Here is a 22,358-nt window from a genome sequence, read left to right on the forward strand (position 1 = left end):
CAAAGCCCTCGTATTTCTACGAGGGCTTTGTTTTGTATGGTGCCGGCACCAGACGAACGGTAGTGGTCGGCGGGGCTAGGTTTTCTGCGGGTCTGGAAGTCTGTGGAAAATTTGGCGTACCCCAACTAGTAACTATAAATAAATCAGCTAGTTATGGCTTTCAGTGGAATCGAACCGGGGCCAGCAATTCTCGACCGTGGGTAGTCGTCAAAATATTGATACGGATGCTAAATCCTAGGTCCGAATATCTTTGACTAACACCAAGGGGAACGGCACGCCAAAAATGCTCGCCGATCGAATCGACCGATCAAGGAAGCGGCGCAGATCTGGGCGATGAACGAGCTGGAGCCGATTCAGGCCCGATTGCAGCAGGTCAATGACTGGCTGGGCGAAGAAATTATTCGGTTCGAATCCTTTGAGTTAGGACAGGGTAGTAAGTGTGCCCCTAGCTAACAGGACAGTGGCGTTATTTGATTTAGGTTTATAGCATTCCAATTAGCTTGGAAATACCTTTCCAGAGAATAGTAAATAAAGTCGGGATGAGTAGCAGATAGATTATAAAAACAGGTATGCGACCAATCAGCGGGTGTGATGCAAGTAGCAGCATGAAGCTTGATTTCGGCTTGTGTTCATCCCACGCTGATGGAACTATTTGTTCATCTTGAATCAGGGGGCGCCAATACTTTTCAGCATGGTTGTTTTTAAGTTCGAAAAAATCGCTGTGTTCATAATCAAAGTAACGATCTGTTACACTGCCGTTTTGAAATCCTCTACGACCAGAGCTGCCATAGCCAAGCGTTGTAATTGTAGCAACTATCGGCCATATATCTCTTGTCCCCACGTCATTGACTATTGCCTCTTTGCGCATACCCTTAGCATAAAGCGCCCAAGGAAAGTCTCTGCGAATAATAGAACCGCACAATATTATTTTTTCGAAAGAAATGTCAGGGTGTTCTGCGAGTATTTTGCTAGTTATATACGTGCCAAAGCTGTGAGCTATCACAAAAATTTTTGCCATTGGCTCTTCGCTTTTTATTATTCTAATATCTCTGACGACTTTGTTAATTGGGCCGGACCGAAATGGACACGCAAGCTGTATTCCCGTTACTACGTCGTAACCCAAATCGTGGACCTGCAGGTTCGGCACCGTTTTCATTTGTGCCTGGATCTGTTTTTGCCACGACCCATCAGTATGTATACCGTGGATTAAAACAAGAATTTTAGAGTTTGGGCTGTCTTGCAAACCATTTCTCTTGTTGTCTACTAGACCATCAAATAAAGTTAGATGCTCTGGTGGTACTGTAGTTCTTAAATATTTAAAAACTTCCCTTCTTTGATTGGGTACTGTGGCGTGCCAGAATTTCTCTACAAGCTCAATAACTTTAGTGCAGTCCATCTTTTACCACGCTATACATGGTTTCAAGGTCGTTATCACTAACTTCCATTGTTACATCTCGGAGCGGGTCATAAACTGAAAGTGGGCAGTCGTACCAACTGTCGACTTCCATAATGGCTGGGCCGAGCGGGGATCTAATTACATACTTTCGCTCTAAAATGCCAGCCTGTATCAATATAGTTGTGACTTTCGCAAATCGCGCGGAGCTTCCTGCTTGAGACACGTCAAACAGCCGTCCTGGATTCATCTCAACGTCGAGAACTCGAATCCCATCACGCAATTCAATGCTGCCAAAGTGCTCGGCAACCCTTCTAATTGCGTCTGCCTCCTGTGGGAAGGCATTAATTAAGGGAGAGAATCTGTCCGCAAACATATGAATATTCTCCAGGAGTACAAGCCGCAGTCACCGCAAACTCATTAATTTCACCATTCAAAAGAACATGAATTTGCCGTTCTTCCTCGCCATTGATTATAAACCAAATATTGCTACCCGTCACAAAGCCTTTTTGTGCTAAAAATTCCTTCATCGCCGCTGATGAGCCATCATCTTCAGAAAGGTTCTGAGACAGGTTTGACGCTGCAAGGTTCATTGCGATGCCATAATCATTTCTAGCAGTTGTGCTGCTGTAACGAATAATGCCTTCGAATTCTTCCTTTTTCAAAAACAAGGTGTCTTTAGCCTTGCTGAGCGACAGGATTTCAAAAGAATCCATTGGGAAGAATTTGCTTGCCATTCTAATGACATCTGAAACTTGCTCGTGATACTTGGTTGAGTTATCTCGTGACGCAATGCGTATTTCAAGAAGCCCATCTAGAGTCAATGTTGCAATGTTAATCGCGCGCTTTTTAGTTACTTTGTAAGTTTTCGTACGAGAACTGGTTACTGGGTCGTAATCATCATTGACAAGTTTGCTGGTTTCGCGACATTCACTGATCTTTACGGTAAGAGAGACGGGGCCGGTACCGTTCGGGGCCTCTGGAAGTCGAATGTCGACAATCTTGGCCTCTTCAGGCATTTCTATGTGCAGTGGGTGGGACAGCAACTCTGCAACTCCAAGGTCTTTAGCTATGGAGTGAATGCGCATTTTGTTAAGTATTGCGCGTGCATCTGCAGGGCTGCACTTATACAGAAAAATATGCTGTCTACCGTGCTCTTCTACATCTTGTAGCAATGTTGCAAGATCTACTAGGCTAAGCTTTTTAGATTGAAGCGCAGGCAATATCCGATTGGAATATAGCTCGTCCCAGTTGGGTGCGGTAATTGCTATATCTTTTTCTCGCAAAAACTCACGAACAACTGTTTGGCTAGTTGCTTCTTTTAGCAGATTGAAAATTACCTGCGCTTGTTTCTCTTCCGCCTCACTCAGCACTTCTTCACTCCAATAGGGGACGTTTAATACTTTGCTCTCAACTATGTTGTAAGCATTATAAAGAAGGCTTGGGAGCATGCAGGGACTAAAACAAATAAAGCATCCTGCTGAACGATCCATGACCTTCCTTAGACGCCCAGTTTCGCCTTTCACACGATTTTCTACAATGGCACATAGTGGCTTTTTGCTTTGAATATTCCTTTTCGTCCGGGCATTCGTCGGATGGGGAAGTGACGTGCTTCAAGATATGTGTAGCACCATAATGGTGCGTGCAAAGGAAGTTCTACACCTGGCGCGCGCCGTCGTCCCCCCGCCACGGCTGCGGGCTAAATGTGTCGTTTTTTCTGCACCCCTGCACTCAGTTCAAGCCGGCCCAGCCTGGGGGCTGTGTGCGCGAATGTAGGGCGGAAAAAGCCTGCGAATCCCTGCGAGAGTGGGGCGATTCTGAGAGATGGCTCGGGAAAAGGGTTAGTTTTTGAAAATGGGGGGAGAGGTACCTTGCAGGCTCCGTTTTTGCTGGGCTTGAAGTCTAACTTTGGGAGGTTAGTTATGGTTAGGTTTAAGGTTAGTAAATCGTAGTTTACTGATTTATAAGGGTTTTATTCACTGTTTTTTAACAGTTATAAAGGTTAGGAAATTACCTCTCATAACCCTAGAGCTAACCTAGGACGCCGACCGCAAAGCCGCACAGCACAAGGCTTTCAGAGTGATTAGCAAAAAACTAACCTTCCTAACCTCTTTCCCGTGGGTCAACATGAAAAGCCGAAGGCACCTAGGGGGTGGGTGCTGGCAAAGGTCCATCTGCTGTTTGTGCGTGCAAACACACAAACGGACACCGCATCTGCACTGCATAGAGTCCGCTACATTCGCTCTTCGGGTCCTGGATGGTAACCCTGCGCGCACAACTTCCCGGCCAAACACAGGGGGTGAATGCCCGGGCGCGTCACCGACAGTCAGCGGCCATTTGATTTTGGCAATAGGACGCCTACCGTTTCTACTCGCGGCCTCTTGCGTCGGTTACCCCATAAGCTCGATAGACCGCGTGCTTCATCCAATTGAGGAGCACTATCATGTCTGAAGAGCTTAAAGGTGATGAGGTCTACGTCACGGTCGCAACAGCGATTCCCTATGTGCAATACGTCGCCAAAGCGTACGAAATCATCATGGAGATGTGGCAGTTCGGGCGCGAGAGCGAGACCGACAAAGCAATCCGGCTTTTAAATGACCGAGTCGGGAAGCTTGAGCAGAACGTCAGAGTGTTGGACGACCGGCTCAGTGAACTCGAAGTACGGGTGGCACAGGGCGAGAACCGCGCTCGGCTAAACCGGATTAGGGAACATACAATCGAGTTAGTCGCTTCGGCTCGCATGCTCTTGAGTCATCCGGAGGATGCCGCGGACGTCGCCAATAACACGCTCGACCGCCTTCGAGCCATGATCGAGGACGACGATCTGTGGATGTGGAGCGATGCCATCCGCAAGCCCGATGATGCCGCACCGGACTGGCGGCAGGCCGCACCGCGGTTCAAGGGTATGCCACTGTCGTCATTCGCAGTCGGAACGATGCTGTGGGCGTTTGCCGCGCAGGCGGCAATCACTGCGGGTGGATCGCGTGCCACCTACGTCGCGAATGCCGAAGAGATACTGCGATGGGTGTCGACTCGTACTGACTTCGTCCGCTATGAAACGCCGCCTGTGTCTATCGCCGAAAGATTCCGTGATGCTGTGCGGGTCGAGATCGATATCCTGACCCGCTACGTAAACCCAGCGGGCAACTGCGAGTACGGGTTCGCCGCAGTCAACGACATCGACCGAAGCCGCAAGCTGATTCGCAATGTCGATATCCACGTCGGGCCGGGGCCGGTGGCGGCATTGTGCATGCCCGACCCACGCATCGCTGAAGTAGACGAGGCGATCCTGGAAGACGAAACGCCCGAGATCCGAACGCTCATGTTGGTCGAGGAGGCGGTCTCGCGCATCAAGAACCGCGGCAGTCTCGCCGACCCGTGGATCGGGGAGTTCCCCGGTTGGACAGCGCACCGATTGACACTGTACGGCATCGAACCCAACGGAAACCTTCGTCGCTTTGAAATCGAAACGACAACTGCGCTCGTCGAGCCACCCCCTGTCGCCAAGATCGGGGAAGTTGTGGGCATCGGTTGGCAGAACTTCGCTGATGTTTTCTGCACCTACAACACGGTGATGTATGCCTTCTTGGACGACGGCGCCATCGACTGGTATCGCGAGGACGACGTTGCCGAGGGGCCCGCCGGATGGGCAGGTCCCACGCGCGTTCGCCCACCACGGGGCTTCATGCCGTTGGGGTCCTCCAGTACATATATCAATGGCGGTGGGGGGAGCTTCTACAACGTGTGGGTGCGCAGCAATAACCTACAGATTAAGCGCTCACTGGAGCGGATGGTTCATGGTGATCCGCGCAACGGCAACGGCTTGTTCGGTGACGGCGTCGTGGTTGTACCCGAATGGCCCGGCTACACGGCCGTGTTCGGCGGCGACGACGGTGTGATCTACGGGATCGACGAAACTGGCGATCTGTACTGGCACAAGCACTCGCAGGAGCTTAACAAGCTCGACGGACCGGTGAAGATTGGCAATGGGTGGAACGGCTTCGCCCGTGTTTTCGCGTTCGGCGAAGGTTTTATCGCGGGACAGTATGCGAACGGTGAGATGATGCTCTACCACTTTCAGCAGTGGCGATGGGGGCCCAAGGGTGAGGCACCTGTGTGGCACGGACCCGTGCGGGTAGGGGGCACGCAGTGGAGAGGGTTTCAGCGCCTGATCCCGATGATCGGCGATGCACCGCCCATCATCGCCTGAGTGGCGGGCCTTCTGTATCAGCCGGGCGTCTAGGCTTGCACCGTTCATGACGTGATCGTGGACGGTGCTGCGTTAGCCGGGCTTCAATCTTGCCTTTGTCGAAGGCGATGGCGGCGATCAGCTCCTTGGCCTGCTGGGCTATCCTCTGGTCAGTTGTTATAAATCTGAACTTGGCGTCAGAGATGGCGAGGGAGGCTAGCGTGTGCTTGCGGCACATACGGTGCTAGAAGGCGAAGCCGGTTTGCGTCGGGGCGCTGAGGTAGGATCCGAGGTCACCGCAATCTAGGTCCTTGGCCTCCCGGCCGCGCTAGGATCTGCCCCTGTACCTTGAGGTGTTCAACGTGCACCGGGCCGCACTGTCGCATTCCTGGAACGCGAGCTCGGCATCGAGCTTCGGCTTTTGGTCGCCGCTACACCACACAGCAGTTTCCTAAGCGTCGGAAACGGGAAGGGCGCTGTCAGGCTTCGGCGGAATTCGGAGGCAACGCTGCATTCAGTCGCTCTATCAGCCAGGAGCATGATCCCCACATCATCGCGGCGTCCTGGTACTCCATCTCCCGATCCGTCAGGTGCACTGCATCGTTTCGAACTTTGGACAGCTGTAGAAAGGTTGTGTAGATCAAAGGGTCGATGACTCGCTCATCGTGCAGCGCTCGCATCTTCACTACGGTGCTGGCTTTCGCCGAAAACTCGTAGCCCAGTTCGTTAGCCAACAGGTCTACGGTCGCCTCTACTTCAAGCCATGAATGCAGGATGGCGCCACGTGGCGATACTGCAGCAAGTTGAAGAGCAACAGGCGTCGGAAGGGGAGCTTTTTCATCACCAGGAAGTTCCTGAGCCTTGCTCGGGAGACTCTCCTGGACTGCCCTCAACTCCTCGGTGAGATCGACATGAAGCTCGCCGTATTTGAAACTACGGATTTTGGGAATGAGCCCTAAGATCGGATCTTTTAGCAGACAAACGACCGTTACCACAGCGGCTGGCCATGCGATGGCGGACGCTAGCGCCGAAACAAACTGCATCCAATCCATGGGGCTCGCACCTTTGAAGTAGCGCTTATTACGTCGCTTGTTACGTATAGCGCAAAAACAAAAGGCCCGCATTGCTGCGAGCCTTTGTTTTGTATGGTGCGGCACCAGCCGAACGGTAATGGTCGACGGGGCCAGGCTTTCTGCGGGTCTGGAATTCGGTGGAAAATTTTCCATACCCAAACTAATAATTATAAAAAAATCAGCTAGTTATGGTTTTCACTGGAATCGAATCAGGGATTTTTAAGACGTCAGAGCGCTGTCGGTCTGCACGTAAAACATCCAGAGCAGCATACGGCATGGTAAACCATGAGAGCTTGAGCGTTGCCGATTATTTCCCATGGATAATAGGCAGGAGTCGGCCAACAGTGGACACCCCCATCGACTGTATCGAACCAATTGCTCGCGCTAGACTTGGCACCTATCAGATATCGAGAGCCGCGATCCAATTATATTACATGTTTACCTGCACACATTGATGAGCCTATAGCTACCCGTCTTACCCACGCTTATGGCGAATGAGAATCTTCCCAAAATTTATATTTTCTGATACTGCAGGGACTCCCGCCTTAAAGTTCGGATTTGTCCATGGATGACGGCGACGAGATTAGCCACAGATTAATCGTGATTTCCTACGTTGATTACAGTACCGTTGTACTATAACGTTTACATGGTATGGAGCGAGTAATGAGCTATAGTACAGGCGATTTAATTGACGATCGATATATAGTTTCCGGTGTTTGCAGTGATAGTGGGGGGATGGGGCAGATCTTATTTGTAGAGGATGCCACAAAGGAGAACAGCGGTAGGTTGGTTTTGAAATATTGTCGCGAAGAGGACGATGAGTACATCAAACGGTTTCGAAGAGAAGTTAGGCTTTTGGAGGGGTTTGCGGGGAACTCCAAGGTTGTTAGCGTCCTAGACAGTAATGTGCGCCACGAGCCTCCATACTTCGTGATGGACTACTACCATAATGGCGATTTAACAAGAATTATCGATGAAATTGCGGGTAGCCCTGAAAAGCAAGAATCTATATTCAATCAGATGATTGATTGCATTTCCGAGCTTCATTCCCAGGGCGTATATCACAGAGATATAAAGCCACAGAATTTCTTAATAGGTAAGAGGGGCATCGTCGTATCGGATTTCGGGCTTGGCATGGAGCCCGGGTCCTCGTCCAGGTTTACGAGTAGCTCAATGTTCTGGGGGACTCAGGGATATCTGCCGCCCGAGTTTGGGAACGGTGGATTTAAAGGTGCAGATGAAACCGGCGACATATTTATGCTCGGCAAGAGCTTATATGTTCTACTTACCAGACAAAATCCTACTTATCTGATGGAGGGGGTAATACATCCAGCGTTATTTCACGTGATTGAAAGGGCGTGCGAGCTTGATAAGAAGAGACGATATCAAAATCTATCGGATATGAAACAGGCGCTCCAGATGGCCTACGACGTTATCATCGGACGTGGAGGGAGACTGGGGCAGGTCAATCAATTGATATCATCAATATCTGACCGGCTGGCTAATGAGAACAAATTCAGTTCGGCCAAAGTTATTGAGTTCATCAATAGTTTAGGGTTGCTCGACGACGATGATAAAATACGAATTTGCCTAGAGATTGATCGTGATTTCATTTCTTTGCTAGTACTTCCGAAACTGGTGAGTTACGTACCATCATTCTTAAAAATTTATTCTTTGATGGTCGCCGATGCGCAGTACAGTTGGGCTTTTGCTGAAGTGATTGCTAAAAACATGAAGGTGATATTTGAAGGGGAAGATGTTTCCCATCGAGCTAGAGCTAGAGCGCTTGAGCTGGCTATTGATAGTGCCCATCAGATGAACAGATTTGCAGCTATGAACACCTGTGAGTCAATGATAGCGTCTGTCACTGATGAAGAGCTAGCTGTTTATATTGTGGATGTGATGCAAAGGAATAATCACAGTTTTATTGAGGAGATTGAACCGTCGCAGTGTAAGTCAAGTGCCATTAAAAAATATCTGAAGTCATTGTAGTATGCGTGTCATGATAGTCAGTGACGAGAGTTTGCAGCTTTGCGTAATGGGTTGGGGTTCTCCACTGAGCTACTCGGCACTGTCATACGCTTGATTCCAGGTCTCGCTGTCACGGGCGGGGGATGGCAGCCCGTTGTAATCGAGGTCATGGAGGGTTCGAACAGAAAGCCTAGGATGCCTTCGGAAGATCCCCTTTTCGCCGCTTATTTGGGACGGACACGCTGCTCTTGGCCGATTTCTGCCTGTCGCTACCGGCCGAAATCGGCCGGCAGAGGAGGGTCGCGAATGGCTGTCAGAAATAATCGAAGGGCTCAGAGTCGAAGTGTTTCCACTCAACTTCATCAAAATAATTAGGTGCGTCAAGAAATCTCTGAATCATGCCAAAATCTGACGGCATAAAGTCCTCTACCAAGATAAACCACAGCGCATTTCTTGCTTCCTGAATAAACATCCGATCTTTAGGATCCTTCCGCAGCAATCGCACAATAAGCTTGGATAGTATTGGCGCCGCGCTCGTCGCATACGTAGAAAGATCAAACAAGCCAAACTTAACCTCCCATTCAATCCGTTTCTGCGCCGCAGCATATTCCCCAATATTTTTGAAAGAGAACAGGTCTTTCCCGGTTACCAATTTATACAATAGCAGCCCCATAGCCCAAGAATCATACTTATTGTACTCAGATCCCGAAGCCTCCCAGTCGATAAAGGTCTCGGGAGGTAGATTATAGAACGAGTTGGTTATCTCTCGCCCGATGCCATTATGAATGGTGACCATGTCGTCACTATCATTTTCGCTGTACTCGAAGTGCATTCTGCTATATGACTGACCCCAGTCCAAAATGATGGTTTTATAATCTGGCCGCTTAGAATGTAAATCGATATCTTCATTTAGAAGAATAATGTTTCCTGGATGCAAGTCTCGGTGAGTTACGAACATGCTAAAATGTTCGGCGGCCCCAAATACTCGGTACGCTACCGTGAGCCGATCTTTCAGAGACGCATTGCAAAACTTTTCTCCAAACCAGTCTAACAGAAGTGTTCCATGAATCCTTTCCGTGACCAAGTAGAGGATCTTTCCATCAAACAGTTCACCGCCTGCCAAATATTCCGGTGTCTTTTTTATAATTCCGTTGAAAAGAGCTTGCCCCTTCAGAAAACTCGCCTCATTTCTAAATCTTGCTCGTTCCAGCTCAGAGCGAGGAAAGATACAAAACTTAACGAATACATCTCTGCCTGTTTCTTCATCTACACCAAAGAACCCTGTCGAGCTTTTTCCGCCTGAGACTTCCTTGTGAAGTCTATACCTTCCCTCTAGAAGGGAAAGGCCTGTCATGTCAAAGAAATTTTTTTCTTTGACGGCATTACTGGTGCCGGTTAGCATGCGTGCGAAAGCCTCAAATAGGAAACGGAATGCCTTCATTATATCGGGGCTTCGCTGAGCCACTGAGTTCGGCCGAACAAGTTAATATTTTTCGCCATTCCCCTCGCATCCCTCGCGAAACTAGCTTGCAAGTCCACGATCACGCTGATGCATGGTTTCTCAAGCGATTTGGTATCAAAGCCAGAAGCACAACCATAATCTGCTCTACAGATTTCTCTCAAGCCAGATCCTACGGCCCAACCTATCGTATTACGCCCTCTGAGCCCTCTGCAATATTTTATAGCCCACTAGTCAGGGATTTTCTAGAGCACGAGACCGAATTGAGCTCAACATCTCAAGCGGACGTATGGGCTTGGCTGGAGAAGAAGCAATACACCGTTGTCTCGAACATCGAAAACATAAAATCGGACTTTTTAGGTGAGGTAATGGTCTGCTGCACGAACTTTTTGGCAGTCCCCCTAATTTAAGAAGCCTAGGGCGAGTCCCGTGCTTCAGGCAACCACTCGAACACAATATCCCCGATTCTCCTTAGAGTCAGTGCTTGGTTAAAAGAGAATCGTTGTGTCGCGATATGCTTCAACAATCTCGGGAAAGCAGGCTGTTCAGTTGGATTGCGCAGTGTGATATCAACGACAACCACTTGTTACCCTGAAAGTAGTATGTCAGCTATGGTTGTTTTCTGATCTTCGCTTGGCGGTGAACTTCCAGGATTTTCCTAGGCGATGAGTGAGTAATTGCATGGTCAGCAAATAGTAATAGCGCGTCGATTCAGTGTGCTGGATTAGGTGGTGATTCAAAAACCACGCAAGGTGTTTTCTCTGCCAAGTCCATGGATTGTCGCGTTGCCAGCGCTCAGCGATTGCTGTTTGGATAGCCTTCGCCTGACGCAGGTGGCGTTGGCGCGTGGTATGCGACCCGGTCAGGACACCCGCCAGGAACAGATTCATATCGAATGCCGTGCTCATGCTCGACCACCAATGTAAGCGGCCACCACGACGATACGGTTGTGCCCCAGCTCATAGCTGATTTGTACTCGGGCATCCTGATCTAGGCGTCGGTCGAGTTGATAGCAATGGCCACCGTTGATGGGAGCGGTATGGTGGGTGATTTGCTCATAGCGTTCGCACGCATAGGCTGCCCGCAATTCGTGGAAGCCTTTGAGGTTGTGCTTATGGAGGATGTCCCGTGCGGCGCGGACGATTTCCCGTTGGAAATCGAGGTAGCTTTCGTTCGGCGTAAGCAGGTTGTGGCTGCCGTCGGGTAAGACCTGTTCGGCGAATCTCAGCGCTTCGCGAATATGATCATCCACCCTGATCCAGCGAGGTGCCGAGGCACCTGAGCGGCCCCCTTTGGTGCCATCCTGGATATTGATCTTGCCGCAGTGTTCGGCCTCACGTTTTAAGCGCGGTAAGTCGGCCAAAATGGCCTCGCGCAAGCGCATGCCGGCGGCTCGCGCCAACTGAGCGATGGCGGCGGCGCGTGGCATTTGGTGTTCGCAGAGTACGTCGACGACCCGTTTCACCTGTTTGCGGTCTTGGCCTTGCGGCACCGATTGACGAACACAGGTGCGCCGCATTCCCAACGCCTTGCTCGGACTCACGATCTTCACATACTGATCACCGCGAAGCGCAGCCAGGGTCCGGTTCACGCTGGACAATCGGTTTTGCGCGGTGGCGATGCCTATAGCGCTTTGTTCAACTTGTTGACGCAGATATCCGGCGTAGTCCAGCAAGGTCTGCCGATCAATTTGTCGCGCATCGTTAAATCCTGGTCCATGCTCCGATCGACACCACCGAACAAACGCCTGCCAGCGATCACTGTGCGCTTTGACCGTGCCGTAGTGCCCGCCGCCAAACAGATCGCGCAATGCCTGCGGTCCGGCATAGCTCAATTGCCGCCCATAGCCAAAGTTCCGCCCGTCACGTCTACCGACCAGTGCCATGATCGAACTCCTCTCGAAGCCAAAACTTTTAAAACCTTCCCCACGTCATCCCGCCACGGATGTTGAGTGTTATCAGGGATCAAGGCCCCTGCGACCTGTGAGGGATGTCCACTAACGCGGGACTGACGGCTCCTTACGACCGGGAGCTTGGGCATCTCATGATCTGGCCTCCTGAACACCTCCGAAGAAGTGGGCGGGTAGAGGCTGCACTGGCTGACGAGACCGGTGCCGTGAGATCCTGAGTCGGGTGAAGGCAGTGATGCAATGGCTGGGGCATGCCTGACTGTCAGTCAGGTGCAGCCCATTCCGTGGGCTGCGGCACCATCATCTGCATCGCTGTTGCTGGTGACTTCGGTGTTTGTCACGCCGATTGTCACGAGGGGGAATGCCGCAAAGCCTTGTACGAGCTGGGCTGCAGCAGCGGTAGGAGCGCCCGTCTCTTTCCAGAAGAAAGAGACGGGCGCAGGTTGGCGCAGTGAAATGGCCAAGCGGAAAGGTTGCTGCAGGGCAGCTGGGTAGGGGGATGTATTTGCCGCAATGGCAACGATCTGAAGTAGGCATCCATCACTCGGTGAGCGACCGTGCGAGCCGCCGGACGCTAATCGCACTTTGGGAGAACCACCACGGTGTGGCGTAGCCTTAAAGGTTCTGGCTACCTGGGTTGCTGTCAACGACAGCACTTGCCCGATCTTTTCTACGCCTGTGGATAATTCGGGTCAAGGCTCGAATTTTCGGGAGTTCTGCGGCTGTGGATGAAATTATCCACCGGTGGAAATCAGTGGTTTTCCACAGACAGTTTGCGTGGGCTTTAGATTTTTTAAGTGAGGTCCATCCAAGCGGGGCGGCTTTGCAGCCCCGCTTGGATGGACCCGCGTGGAAGGGCGGGCTGCGGTGATCTCATTGGCTTACCCATGTTTGGATGCGCCACGGCTATTTTGTAGGGCGGTGATGTTGTCGCCGACTGGATGAGCGAATTCGTGGGGCGTCACATGCCCATGGCGGTTAGCATCGATGTAGTTGCTCCACCACGCCATGATCAGCCGACGCTGCTCCAGAAATTCAGCTTTGTGGATATACGCGGCGCGCACGCGGTTGCGTTCCTTGTGGCTCATTTGTCTTTCGATGGCTGCGTCGGTCCATAACCCGGACTCCAGCAGGGCGCTACAGGCCATGGTCCTGAAGCCGTGGCCGCACACGTCCTTGCTGGTGTCATAGCCGACGTTGCGGAGCATGGTGTTCACCGTGTTCTCGGACATGGGCTTCCAGTACTTGTGGTCTCCCGGGAGCACTAACTCTGAAAAACGACTGAGGCTGCGCAGGCGCTCCAGTATTTCGATGACCTGCGGCGATAGCGGAACCATTTGAATGTCGCCGTTCATCTTGGTCCCTCGTGTGGAGTTGCGTACCCCTTCAATCGGTGCGCGCGTATCTGGGATTTCCCACATGGCGCGTTGAAGGTCGAACTCACTCCATCGAGCGAAGCGTAGTTCGCTGGAGCGGACGAATACATGCAACGTCAACAGGACGGCAAGGCGCGTCAGCTCGCGACCGTTGTAGTTGTCGATCCGGTGTAGCAGTTCGGGTAGGCGGTTGAGGGATAGGGCCGGGCGATGGACTGTGCGCGGCGCGTGAATTGAGCCTGCCAGATCCAGTGCCGGGTTCATGGTGATCTGCCGGGCTCTTTTGGCCCCGCGCATGATGGTGGATAAGTAGTTCTGTACCCTTAACGCCACATCCATGGTGCCGCGTTCCTTGATGCGCTGGGTGATCTCTAGCAGGTCATGGGTATCGAGTTCAGCGATGGGTCGTTGGCCGATCAGCGGGAAGACGTGGGTACGCAGTCGGCTCATCACGGTTTTGGCGTGTCCTTCGGTCCAGCGACGGGACATGTCGGCGTGCCACTCCAGAGCAACGGTTTCGAAAAGCAGTGCCGCCCGCTGGGCTACGATCTTGGCCTTCTTCTTTTCTTCCATGGGGTCGAGGTTGTCGAGCAGCAATGCCTTGGCTTCGTCTCGCTTACGTCGTGCGACGGAAAGGGTAACGATGGGGTAATTGCCGATGATGAGCGTACCTTCCTTTCCGTTGGGCTTGGTGTACTTCAAGCGCCAGGTCTTCACGCCATTGGGTTTGACGAAAAGGTACATGCCGCCGCCGTCGAACAGTTTGTAGGCGCGTTCGCGGGTTTTGGCCGTGCGGCATTGCAGGTCGCTGAGAGGGATCGCTAGACGTGGCATAGGGGTACGCGCTCCTGACCGGAAAATCGCAGTACCCCTAACATACCCTCGGGGAAGGGGGATTTTGTTGGATCCCGACAGAGGGTCCTGGAACGAAAAAACCCGCCAAAGGGCGGGTTTTCGGGGCTTCCAGAGCATTCGGTGGAATGCAATGGAGCCTAATGTGGTGCCGGCACCAGGAGTCGAACCCGGGACCTACTGATTACAAGTCAGTTGCTCTACCAACTGAGCTATACCGGCGTGTTAGGGCGACGATTATATCGATTGCGTTGGTTCTGTAAACCCCTGAATTCAGACTATTTTTGCGCAGGCGTAAGACCGGCCCCGCAGACGCATCTGCGGGGCTGGCCGAAGTAGCATTACACGCCGTTTTTAACCGCGTTGATCAGGTCCTGACTCAGCACCTGCGCAGGCGCCACTTGCACGCTTTGCGTATAGAACGGCGGCAGGTTCTGGGCCAGTGTCGACAACGCTTGCGCGGTGGTATTGCCCGGCAGCAGCACGTATTGCAGGTTCGACGGATAGCTCTGCGGCACGGGGCCTTCCATGGTCGAACCGTAGGCGCCGAAGGTCATCACGGCCTGGGGCGTTGTTGGATCAGGTGCATAGAGGAAGACGAAGGTGCCGTACTTCGGATGGGTCAGGTATTGCGCTGCCTGTTCGCGAACCACCGGATCGGGGTCGTTCATCAGGGTCCAGCGCATGACCGCATAGCTGCGGGTCGTTTCCATGAACGCTGTACGAATCGGCGACTGGTTCTCGACGCCTCCCAGGCACACCAGCAGGTTGCCGAACGGGTCGATGAGCGCCACCGAGTTGAACACCGTGCTTTGCTGCGCGGTTTTCAGCAAGGGAGGCGCGAGTTCCGCGCCGGGATCCCGTGGGTTCGCCGATTGCACGGTCAGTGCGAATGGGCTGAGGGCTGTCAGTGCCTGGCGCACTTTGCTATTCGCCGGCAGGGTGGCGGGGTTTTGCAGTTGATCCGGCGGCAGGCCGCTGTTGTTGCTGGCGTCGCGCACGGTGTTGACGCTGGCGGAGAAGATCGAGCTGCACAAGAAATACGCCGCCGAGTCGATGGTCTGGCCGCCGAACACCGGGCTGTTCGAACCCTGATAGGCGCGGCTGACTGGCGCTGCAATCGCGTAATAGCCCCAGGTGTCCTGCGCCTGTTGGCGGATCTGCGGCGGCAACGATGGAAAGGTGAACTGGCTGTTGTAGTTGATACCCGCGTAGTCATCGATCGCACTGACGGCGACGTTGAATCCTGCGGTCAGCAGCGAACCGGCGCACATGGCGCACGGGTCGAGCGTGGTGACGACGGTCAGTTGATTGGGCGGTGGCAGGTTCAGTGGTGCGACGTTTTCGTAGTACCAGTCCACCAGTTGCCGTTCGCCGTGGGCGGTCGGGTCGTGGGGTAGAAAGTAAGTCGTGCCGCTGCCAGGGAAAGGCATCAGCACGTTGTTGTGCAGCGCGGCGATGACCTCGCCCGTTGCGTTGTTGATGATGGCGCCGCCCACCGCGAAGGTTTGCTGCAACGCAGCGACAATGGCTTCGTTGGCGACGGTATCGACGGCTTCCTGTGCACTGTTCAATGTGCTCATGTTTTCCCAGCTCCTTGCTGTCCCTGACATCAGAGAATTCTGACGCTTGGCAAAGATAGTTGAGGATTTCCGGGGCGTTTATGTTCTTTTGAATTAATGCTTATGCACAACGGGGAAGGCGATGCACGCGGTTAAGATCGAAAATGTGGATCCAGTCTCATTTTCTCGCAAATGCCTGTTTTTCCGGTTTTTTATTCGGGTGTACGAAAATTGAACAGTTTGGTTTCAGCCCTGAAACAGGCGTAAACATTGGATCCACGATATTTCATCAACAGAGTTATCCACAGGCTGTGGCTGTTTTAGGCGCGTTCCGCCAGCAACAGGAAGTTACGCGGCGTGAGTGGGGTTTCACAAAAGGTGCCGAGGCGAACGGTATAGCCCTGCTCAGAGAGGAAAAGTGCTCGATCAAGGTTCAGCCAAAGCTCCAGCGGGCGTCGGAAAAGTCCGCGCAGTAGCTCCAGATTGCGCACTTCGGCCAGTCGCTGCCAACCGGCGGCTTCGAGCGCTGACCAGTCTTGCGGGCCGACTGTGGATAACTCTTTGAATGCGGCCAGATGGTGGCAGTAGTCGGCGAATGATCTGTCCAGCCAGGCGCTCGGCAGAGAAGGCGTGGGCAGGTACTCCTCAACACCGCGCAGTTGCCGTTGCAGCAGGTCGAAGGCCAGGCGTCGGGCCATGGACGTGTCGCGCTGACGTCGGACGCGGGTACCGGCGGTAACGGTTTCGCTCATCGGGAGTGAGAGATCGTCGAGTGACAGCTGTAGGTCGGAGCGCAAACCGGCAGCGGAAACTGGCTGATATGCAGGAAGACTGATCCTGTTATAGCAACACGGCGCAATGGCCATTTGTTTGCACCCGGCGGCGCTGGCGAGCTGGATCAATCGCACATGCAGATCGCCACAGGCATGCAGTGCGACCGGTGTGTGATCGGCGTTCAGCAAAGAGGCGGCGCCGGGTGCCAGCACATCCTGCTCGACATGCAGTGCATGCAGTTGATGGCGCTGGCTGAGTGCCTGACCGCCTAGCACCAGTGCAGGATCATGTTCCAGGCACGTTAGCTGCTGACCGGTTTGCAGCAGGCGTCGACCCAAGTGGCCTTTACCCGAGCACCAATCCAGCCAATGCATCGGTGGCGCAGCAAACGACAACCGGCTGGCAAACGCCTCGATCTGCTGCCACTTGCGCCCCGGCACATCGACATTCAATCGATGCCCAGCGGTCTCCAGCGTGTGTGCCGGCAGCTCACCCACCGAACCCAGCTCAAGGGATAGCGCCGCCAGCGAAGCGAACGGCTCCGGCGCATTTAGCAGGCAAGGTTGGTTATGACTGTTTTCCGCGTCTTCCAGCGACCGCCCGCGTAGCCATACAGCCAGCTCCGGGTAGGACGCTTCCCAAGGAAGTTGCAGATGGGTAAACGGTCGAGGCTTCCACAGCGCCTGATGCTCGATCAGAAAAGCATCCAGCGCCATGAAGCGGGCGAGCAGGGCCTCGCCCGTCAACACGTGGGAATCAACGCCCTTGGCAGGCATCGACGCGCAACCAGCGCTCCAGCAGCTTGAAGCCACGAACCAGCACGTAGGCCATCAGCAGGTAGAACATGCCTGCGGCGAAGAAGATCTCCACCGGCAAATACGTCCGGGCAATGATGGTGCGGGCCATGCCAGTCAGTTCCAGCAGGGTCACGGTACTGGCCAGCGCGCTGGCCTTGAGCATCAGGATCACTTCGTTGCTGTACGCCGGCAGGCCGATGCGCGCCGCTCGCGGCAGGATGATGTAGAACAGCGCCTTCGCCCGGGACATGCCCAGCGCCCGCGCCGCTTCGATCTCCCCCGGTGGAATCGCCTGGATCGCCCCGCGCAGGATCTCGGCGATGTAGGCCGCGGTGTGCAAGGTCATGGTCGCCGTGGCGCACCAGAACGGATCGCGCAGGTACGGCCACATCGAGCTGTTACGGATCGCATCGAACTGCGCCAGGCCGTAGTAGACCAGGAACAGCTGAACCAGCAACGGCGTGCCACGGAAAAAGAAGATATAGCCGTAGGGAAATGCCCGTACCCACCACAGGCGTGACGAACGCGCGATGCCCAGCGGAATCGCCAGCAACAGGCCGGCAATCACGGCGATGGCCACCAGTTCCAGGGTCAGCGTTGCGCCCTGAGCCAGTTTCGGCAGCCACTTGATGATGACTTCCCAGTTCATTGGGTGCTCCTCGCGAAGCCGCGAGCGGCGCGTTTTTCCATGAAGTGCATGCCCGTCATGGCCAGAATCGTCAGGCCCAGGTACATGAACGCGGCCACCATATAAAAGGTGAACGGCTGTTTGGACACGGTCACGCCGATTTGCGCGTGACGCATGATTTCTTCCAGGCCAATGACCGACACCAGCGCGGTGTCTTTCATCAGGATCATGAACAGGTTGCCCAGGCCGGGCAGGGCGATGCGCCACATCTGCGGCATGATCAACTTGGTGAAGATGCGAAATTTCGAAAGGCCCAGTGCCACACCGGCTTCGCGGTGGCCTTTGGGGATTGCCAAAATTGCACCGCGGAACACTTCCGTGGCGTAGGCGCCAAAGCACAGGCCCAGCGCAATCACGCCGGCCGCAAAGGCATTGAGTTCAAGGTCGGGGTTGCCGAAAAACTCGCCCAGGGCACGCATCAGGTTGACCGTGCCGAAGTAGATCAACAGCACCCAGAGCAGTTCCGGAATGCCGCGTACCAGTGTCGAATAAGTGCCGCCAAGCCATTGCAACGGCTTGTACGGGGAAGTTTTGGCCAAGGCGCCGAGCAAACCGAGCACCAGCCCGAGACACAGGGCCGAGAGTGCCAGTTTCACAGTCATCAGCGCGCCAGCGGCGAGCGCCGGGCCGAATCCGTAGAGGTCGATAATCATGGATTTCTTTTCAAATCGCGGCAGGCAAGGCCGGGGACCGGCGCCGTCAGAAAACGGCACCGGTCCGGCAGGTCAGTATCAATAGATGCTGAACGGGAAGTACTTGTCGTTGATCTTCTTGTAGGTGCCGTCAGCAACGATTTCTTTCAGTGCGACGTTCAGCTTCTCGCGGATCGGGTCGTTCTTGCGAACGGCGATACCGATCTTGTCGCTTTCTTCCACCGGGTCGCCTTTGAATTCGTAAGGTTTGCCGGCGTCGCTTTTCAGCCACTCGTAGTTGACGTATTTGTCCGCCAGGATGCCGTCCAGACGACCGGAGGTCAGGTCGAGGTAAGCGTTTTCCTGGGTGTCATAAAGCTTGGTTTCAACGCCAGGCATGTTGTCTTCGAGCCAGGTGCCGGCCAGTGTCGCGCGCTGGGCGCCGATCACTTTACCTTTCAGCGCATCCTTGTCGGTTTTGAAGTCGACGTCTTTCTTGGCGATGAATTGCAGCTTGTTCGAGTAATACGGGTCGGTGAAGTCGACGGCCTGCTTGCGCTCATCGGTGATCGACATCGAGGAGATCAGGAAGTCGAACTTCTTGGCGTTCAGGGCCGGAATGATGCCGTCCCAGTCGGAGGTGACCACGGTGCATTCGACTTTCATCTTGGCGCACAGGGCGTCGCCGATTTCCTTGTCGAAGCCGACGACATTGCCACTGGCATCTTTGTTGTTGAACGGCGGGTAGGCCGCTTCGATGCCCATCTTCAGGGTTTCTGCCATGGCACCGGCGCTGAACGCCAGGGTGACGGCGGCTGCCAGGAAGACCTTTTTGTAGTTCTGCATGCGGGTAGCTCCGTTAGCGGTTGCTGGACATGAATTGTTTGCAGCGCGCCGAAAGCGGGTTTTCGAACACCTGCTGTGGCGATCCTTGCTCTTCTACCAGGCCCTGGTGGAGGAACACCACTTCGCTGGACACCTGACGGGCGAAACCCATTTCGTGGGTGACCAGCAGCATGGTGCGGCCTTCTTCGGCCAGTGCGCGGATGACATTAAGTACTTCCTGGACCATTTCCGGGTCAAGGGCGGAGGTGGGTTCGTCGAACAGGATCACCTTGGGTTGCATCGCCAGCGTGCGGGCAATGGCCGCGCGCTGTTGCTGGCCGCCAGACAGTTGCGCCGGGTACGCATGACGCTTGTCGGCGATGCCGACCTTGGCCAGCAAGGCTTCGGCGACTTCGATGGCTTCGGCCTTGCTCTGGCCGAGCACGCGGCGAGGGGCCTCGATGATGTTGTCGAGCACGCTCATGTGCGGCCACAGATTAAAGTTTTGAAACACAAAACCAATCTCGCTGCGCAGGCGGTTGATCTGCTTGCCGTCGGCCGCGACCAGTTCGCCGTTCTTGGCGGCTTTGAGCTTGAGTTCTTCGCCGGCCACCAGGATCTGGCCCTGATGCGGGTTTTCCAGCAGGTTGATGCAACGCAGGAACGTGGACTTGCCGGAACCGGAGGAACCCAGGATCGAGATCACATCGCCGTCGCGGGCGGTCAGCGAGATGCCTTTGAGCACCTCAAGCTGTCCGTAGCGTTTGTGCAAGTTGCGGATTTCAAGCGCGGGCGTGGCCTCAGCCATGTGCGTTCCTCATATATGTTGCGCTCCTGCTGTTGGCGGGCCTTCCTGGCGAGGCGGCCAACCTAGCATAGCGTCTGAATGGCAGCCAACAGCGCTACGGGCGGTAAACGGGTGGCATGTGACAGGTTGTCGCATCGGTACAGCAGACTGTCGCGCTGCTATCAACCGAACAGCCGTTTGAACCCGATGTGGCGCGGCTGTCCCGTAAAAAAGGGCGCGATGTTGCCAGCTTTGGCGGGGTGTTGGAAGCGCTAACCGGCCAAACGTTCCTGATCCGCACTTTTATTGTGCGTTGAGCATTTGTTGGGTGTGTTTCCGGTGCGCAGATTCGTTCCTTAAGTGGGTCGCAGGGTAACGCTTCTGGCGAAGTGCCATTATTTTCAATGACTTGCGATGACTGTCCGGTCAGGGTGAGATCGCCGGGTTAGAGGGTTTTGAAACATTTTGGCGCAATTATTGCGTGCAGATTCCGGAACGCCCCGTTGGTTTCTTTTTACAGAAGAGAGTTCACGACGGGATGCACGCATTCGCTTTTCCTTACAAAGGTAGTTTCAATGAGCAATACCCAAAGCTCTAACGGCCTCGAACAGGGGCTCAAACCGCGTCATGTGACCATGCTGTCGATTGCCGGTGTTATCGGCGCCGGCCTGTTCGTTGGCTCGGGCCACGCTATTGCTGCAGCAGGCCCGGCCGTGCTGTTGGCTTATGCCGCCGCCGGTATGCTGGTGGTGTTGGTGATGCGCATGCTGGGTGAAATGGCGGTTGCCTCGCCAGACACCGGCTCCTTCTCGACATACGCCGATCGCGCGATCGGTCACTGGGCCGGTTTCACCATCGGCTGGCTGTACTGGTGGTTCTGGGTGCTGGTGATCCCGTTGGAGGCCAACGCCGCCGCGACCATCCTGCACGCCTGGTTCCCTGGCGTGGACATCTGGGCTTTCGCCTTGGTCATCACGATGCTGCTGACTATCACTAACCTGTTCAGCGTGAAGAACTACGGCGAGTTCGAGTTCTGGTTCGCCCTGCTCAAGGTTGTGGCGATCATTGGTTTCATCATTCTGGGCATCGCGGCGATCTTCGGTTTCCTGCCGAACAGCCAGGTGAGCGGCGTTTCGCACATTTTCGACACTCAGGGCTTCCTGCCAAACGGCATGGGCGCGGTACTGGGCGCGATCCTGACGACCATGTTTTCCTTCATGGGCACCGAGATCGTGACCATCGCGGCCGCAGAATCGAAGAACCCTGGCAAGCAAATCTCCAAGGCCACCAACTCGGTGATCTGGCGGATTGGTTTGTTCTACCTCGTTTCGATCTTCATCGTCGTGGCCCTGGTGCCATGGAACGACCCGGTTCTGGCCAGCGTTGGTTCCTATCAGACCGTACTTGAGCGCATGGGCATCCCGAACGCCAAGATGATCGTCGACATCGTGGTACTGGTCGCTGTGACCAGCTGCCTGAACTCGGCGCTGTACACCTCGTCGCGCATGATGTTCTCCCTGGGCAAGCGCGGTGATGCACCGGCCGTGTCCACGCGCACCAACAAAAGTGGCACGCCATACTGGGCGGTGATGCTGTCCACGGGCGCAGCGTTCCTGGCAACATTCGCCAACTATGTGGCTCCGGCCGCCGTGTTCGAATTCCTGCTGGCCAGCTCCGGCGCCATCGCGTTGCTGGTGTACCTGGTGATCGCGATCTCGCAACTGCGCATGCGCAAACAGCGTATGGCCCGCGGTGAAAAAATCGCCTTCAGCATGTGGCTGTTCCCGGGCCTGACCTACGCGGTGATCGTCTTCATCGTCGCGGCCCTGACCATCATGCTGTTCCAGGACGCCCACCGTGTGGAGATCCTCGCGACCGGTTTGCTGAGTGCTCTGGTGGTTGCTACCGGTTTGCTGGTGGCTCGCCGTCGTCGCAATGAGCAACTGGTTGGCGCAGTGGCGCGCTAAGCTTTACGCACACTGTCGATGTACTGAAAACGACCGCCATCAGCCATGATCGCGGTCGTTTTTGCTTTCATTCAGGGGGTTTATCGGCCTGCTCCCTGATGGAC

General features: G+C 54.4%; 16 protein-coding genes, 1 tRNA gene and 1 pseudogene. 4 read left to right on the forward strand and 14 right to left on the reverse strand.

Annotation, left to right across the window (positions count from 1 at the left end):
- Nucleotides 1-306: 306 nt before the first annotated feature.
- A pseudogene (locus K5R88_RS22655) lies at nt 307-453 on the forward strand (phage portal protein); the annotation flags it as partial.
- A 28-nt stretch (nt 454-481) separates the two neighbouring features.
- Here K5R88_RS22655 and K5R88_RS22660 read toward each other — a convergent pair.
- Both K5R88_RS22660 and K5R88_RS22665 read right to left on the reverse strand, forming a co-directional pair.
- The gene (locus K5R88_RS22660) at nt 482-1,396 is read right to left on the reverse strand and encodes an alpha/beta fold hydrolase (RefSeq protein WP_226298393.1); all 915 of its coding nucleotides are present in this window, start codon (nt 1,394-1,396) and stop codon (nt 482-484) included.
- Nucleotides 1,397-1,737: 341 nt separating this feature from the next.
- Nucleotides 1,738-2,886 carry a hypothetical protein gene (locus K5R88_RS22665; RefSeq protein ID WP_226298394.1) on the reverse strand — a complete coding sequence of 383 codons (1,149 nt, stop codon included), beginning with the start codon at nt 2,884-2,886 and terminating at the stop codon, nt 1,738-1,740.
- 950 nt (nt 2,887-3,836) lie between these two features.
- Here K5R88_RS22665 and K5R88_RS22670 point away from each other — a divergent pair.
- The gene (locus tag K5R88_RS22670) at nt 3,837-5,603 is read left to right on the forward strand and encodes a tachylectin-related carbohydrate-binding protein (RefSeq protein WP_226298395.1); all 1,767 of its coding nucleotides are present in this window, start codon (nt 3,837-3,839) and stop codon (nt 5,601-5,603) included.
- Nucleotides 5,604-6,061: 458 nt separating this feature from the next.
- Here the strand turns inward: K5R88_RS22670 and K5R88_RS22675 are convergent, their stop codons facing one another.
- On the reverse strand, nt 6,062-6,634 hold the full coding sequence (locus K5R88_RS22675; protein WP_226298396.1) for a hypothetical protein: 573 nt from the start codon (nt 6,632-6,634) through the stop codon (nt 6,062-6,064).
- 684 nt (nt 6,635-7,318) lie between these two features.
- Between K5R88_RS22675 and K5R88_RS22680 the strand changes: the two genes are divergently transcribed.
- Nucleotides 7,319-8,647 carry a protein kinase domain-containing protein gene (locus tag K5R88_RS22680; RefSeq protein ID WP_226298397.1) on the forward strand — a complete coding sequence of 443 codons (1,329 nt, stop codon included), beginning with the start codon at nt 7,319-7,321 and terminating at the stop codon, nt 8,645-8,647.
- 292 nt (nt 8,648-8,939) lie between these two features.
- Here the strand turns inward: K5R88_RS22680 and K5R88_RS22685 are convergent, their stop codons facing one another.
- From K5R88_RS22685 to K5R88_RS22735, 11 genes are all read right to left on the reverse strand, one after another.
- The gene (locus K5R88_RS22685; RefSeq protein ID WP_226298398.1) at nt 8,940-10,067 is read right to left on the reverse strand and encodes a protein kinase domain-containing protein; all 1,128 of its coding nucleotides are present in this window, start codon (nt 10,065-10,067) and stop codon (nt 8,940-8,942) included.
- A 623-nt stretch (nt 10,068-10,690) separates the two neighbouring features.
- Entirely contained in the window at nt 10,691-10,993 is a 303-nt protein-coding gene (locus K5R88_RS22690; protein ID WP_226298399.1) for a hypothetical protein, read from the reverse strand.
- Nucleotides 10,990-11,970 carry an integrase domain-containing protein gene (locus tag K5R88_RS22695; protein WP_226298400.1) on the reverse strand — a complete coding sequence of 327 codons (981 nt, stop codon included), beginning with the start codon at nt 11,968-11,970 and terminating at the stop codon, nt 10,990-10,992. Before K5R88_RS22695 ends, K5R88_RS22690 begins: the two co-directional genes overlap by 4 nt.
- Nucleotides 11,971-12,875: 905 nt before the next feature.
- Nucleotides 12,876-14,204: a tyrosine-type recombinase/integrase gene (locus K5R88_RS22700; protein ID WP_226298401.1), complete on the reverse strand. Its 1,329-nt coding sequence runs from the start codon at nt 14,202-14,204 to the stop codon at nt 12,876-12,878.
- A 164-nt stretch (nt 14,205-14,368) separates the two neighbouring features.
- Nucleotides 14,369-14,444, reverse strand: a tRNA-Thr gene (locus K5R88_RS22705).
- Between the two features lie 119 nt (nt 14,445-14,563).
- Nucleotides 14,564-15,805, reverse strand: a complete 1,242-nt coding sequence (locus K5R88_RS22710; RefSeq protein ID WP_226298402.1) for a nucleoside deaminase — start codon at nt 15,803-15,805, stop codon at nt 14,564-14,566.
- Nucleotides 15,806-16,104: 299 nt separating this feature from the next.
- A complete protein-coding gene (locus K5R88_RS22715) occupies nt 16,105-17,334 on the reverse strand; it encodes a methyltransferase (protein ID WP_226298403.1) in 1,230 nt (409 codons plus the stop codon).
- Nucleotides 17,315-18,004 (reverse strand): ABC transporter permease, encoded by a 690-nt coding sequence (locus K5R88_RS22720; protein ID WP_008041034.1) that lies wholly within the window; start codon nt 18,002-18,004, stop codon nt 17,315-17,317. The genes K5R88_RS22715 and K5R88_RS22720 overlap by 20 nt, the downstream gene beginning before the upstream one ends.
- Complete coding sequence (locus K5R88_RS22725; RefSeq protein WP_008024973.1) at nt 18,001-18,696, reverse strand: ABC transporter permease; 696 nt, start codon at nt 18,694-18,696, stop codon at nt 18,001-18,003. The genes K5R88_RS22720 and K5R88_RS22725 overlap by 4 nt, the downstream gene beginning before the upstream one ends.
- 78 nt (nt 18,697-18,774) lie before the next feature.
- On the reverse strand, nt 18,775-19,521 hold the full coding sequence (locus K5R88_RS22730) for an ABC transporter substrate-binding protein (RefSeq protein ID WP_008041033.1): 747 nt from the start codon (nt 19,519-19,521) through the stop codon (nt 18,775-18,777).
- 13 nt (nt 19,522-19,534) lie between these two features.
- Entirely contained in the window at nt 19,535-20,308 is a 774-nt protein-coding gene (locus K5R88_RS22735) for an ABC transporter ATP-binding protein (protein WP_007897462.1), read from the reverse strand.
- 554 nt (nt 20,309-20,862) lie between these two features.
- Between K5R88_RS22735 and gabP the strand changes: the two genes are divergently transcribed.
- Entirely contained in the window at nt 20,863-22,254 is a 1,392-nt protein-coding gene (gene gabP, locus K5R88_RS22740; RefSeq protein ID WP_008024968.1) for a GABA permease, read from the forward strand.
- Nucleotides 22,255-22,358 lie beyond the last annotated feature (104 nt).

The sequence above is a fragment of the Pseudomonas sp. MM213 genome, assembly GCF_020423045.1.
Classification (GTDB): domain Bacteria; phylum Pseudomonadota; class Gammaproteobacteria; order Pseudomonadales; family Pseudomonadaceae; genus Aquipseudomonas; species Aquipseudomonas migulae.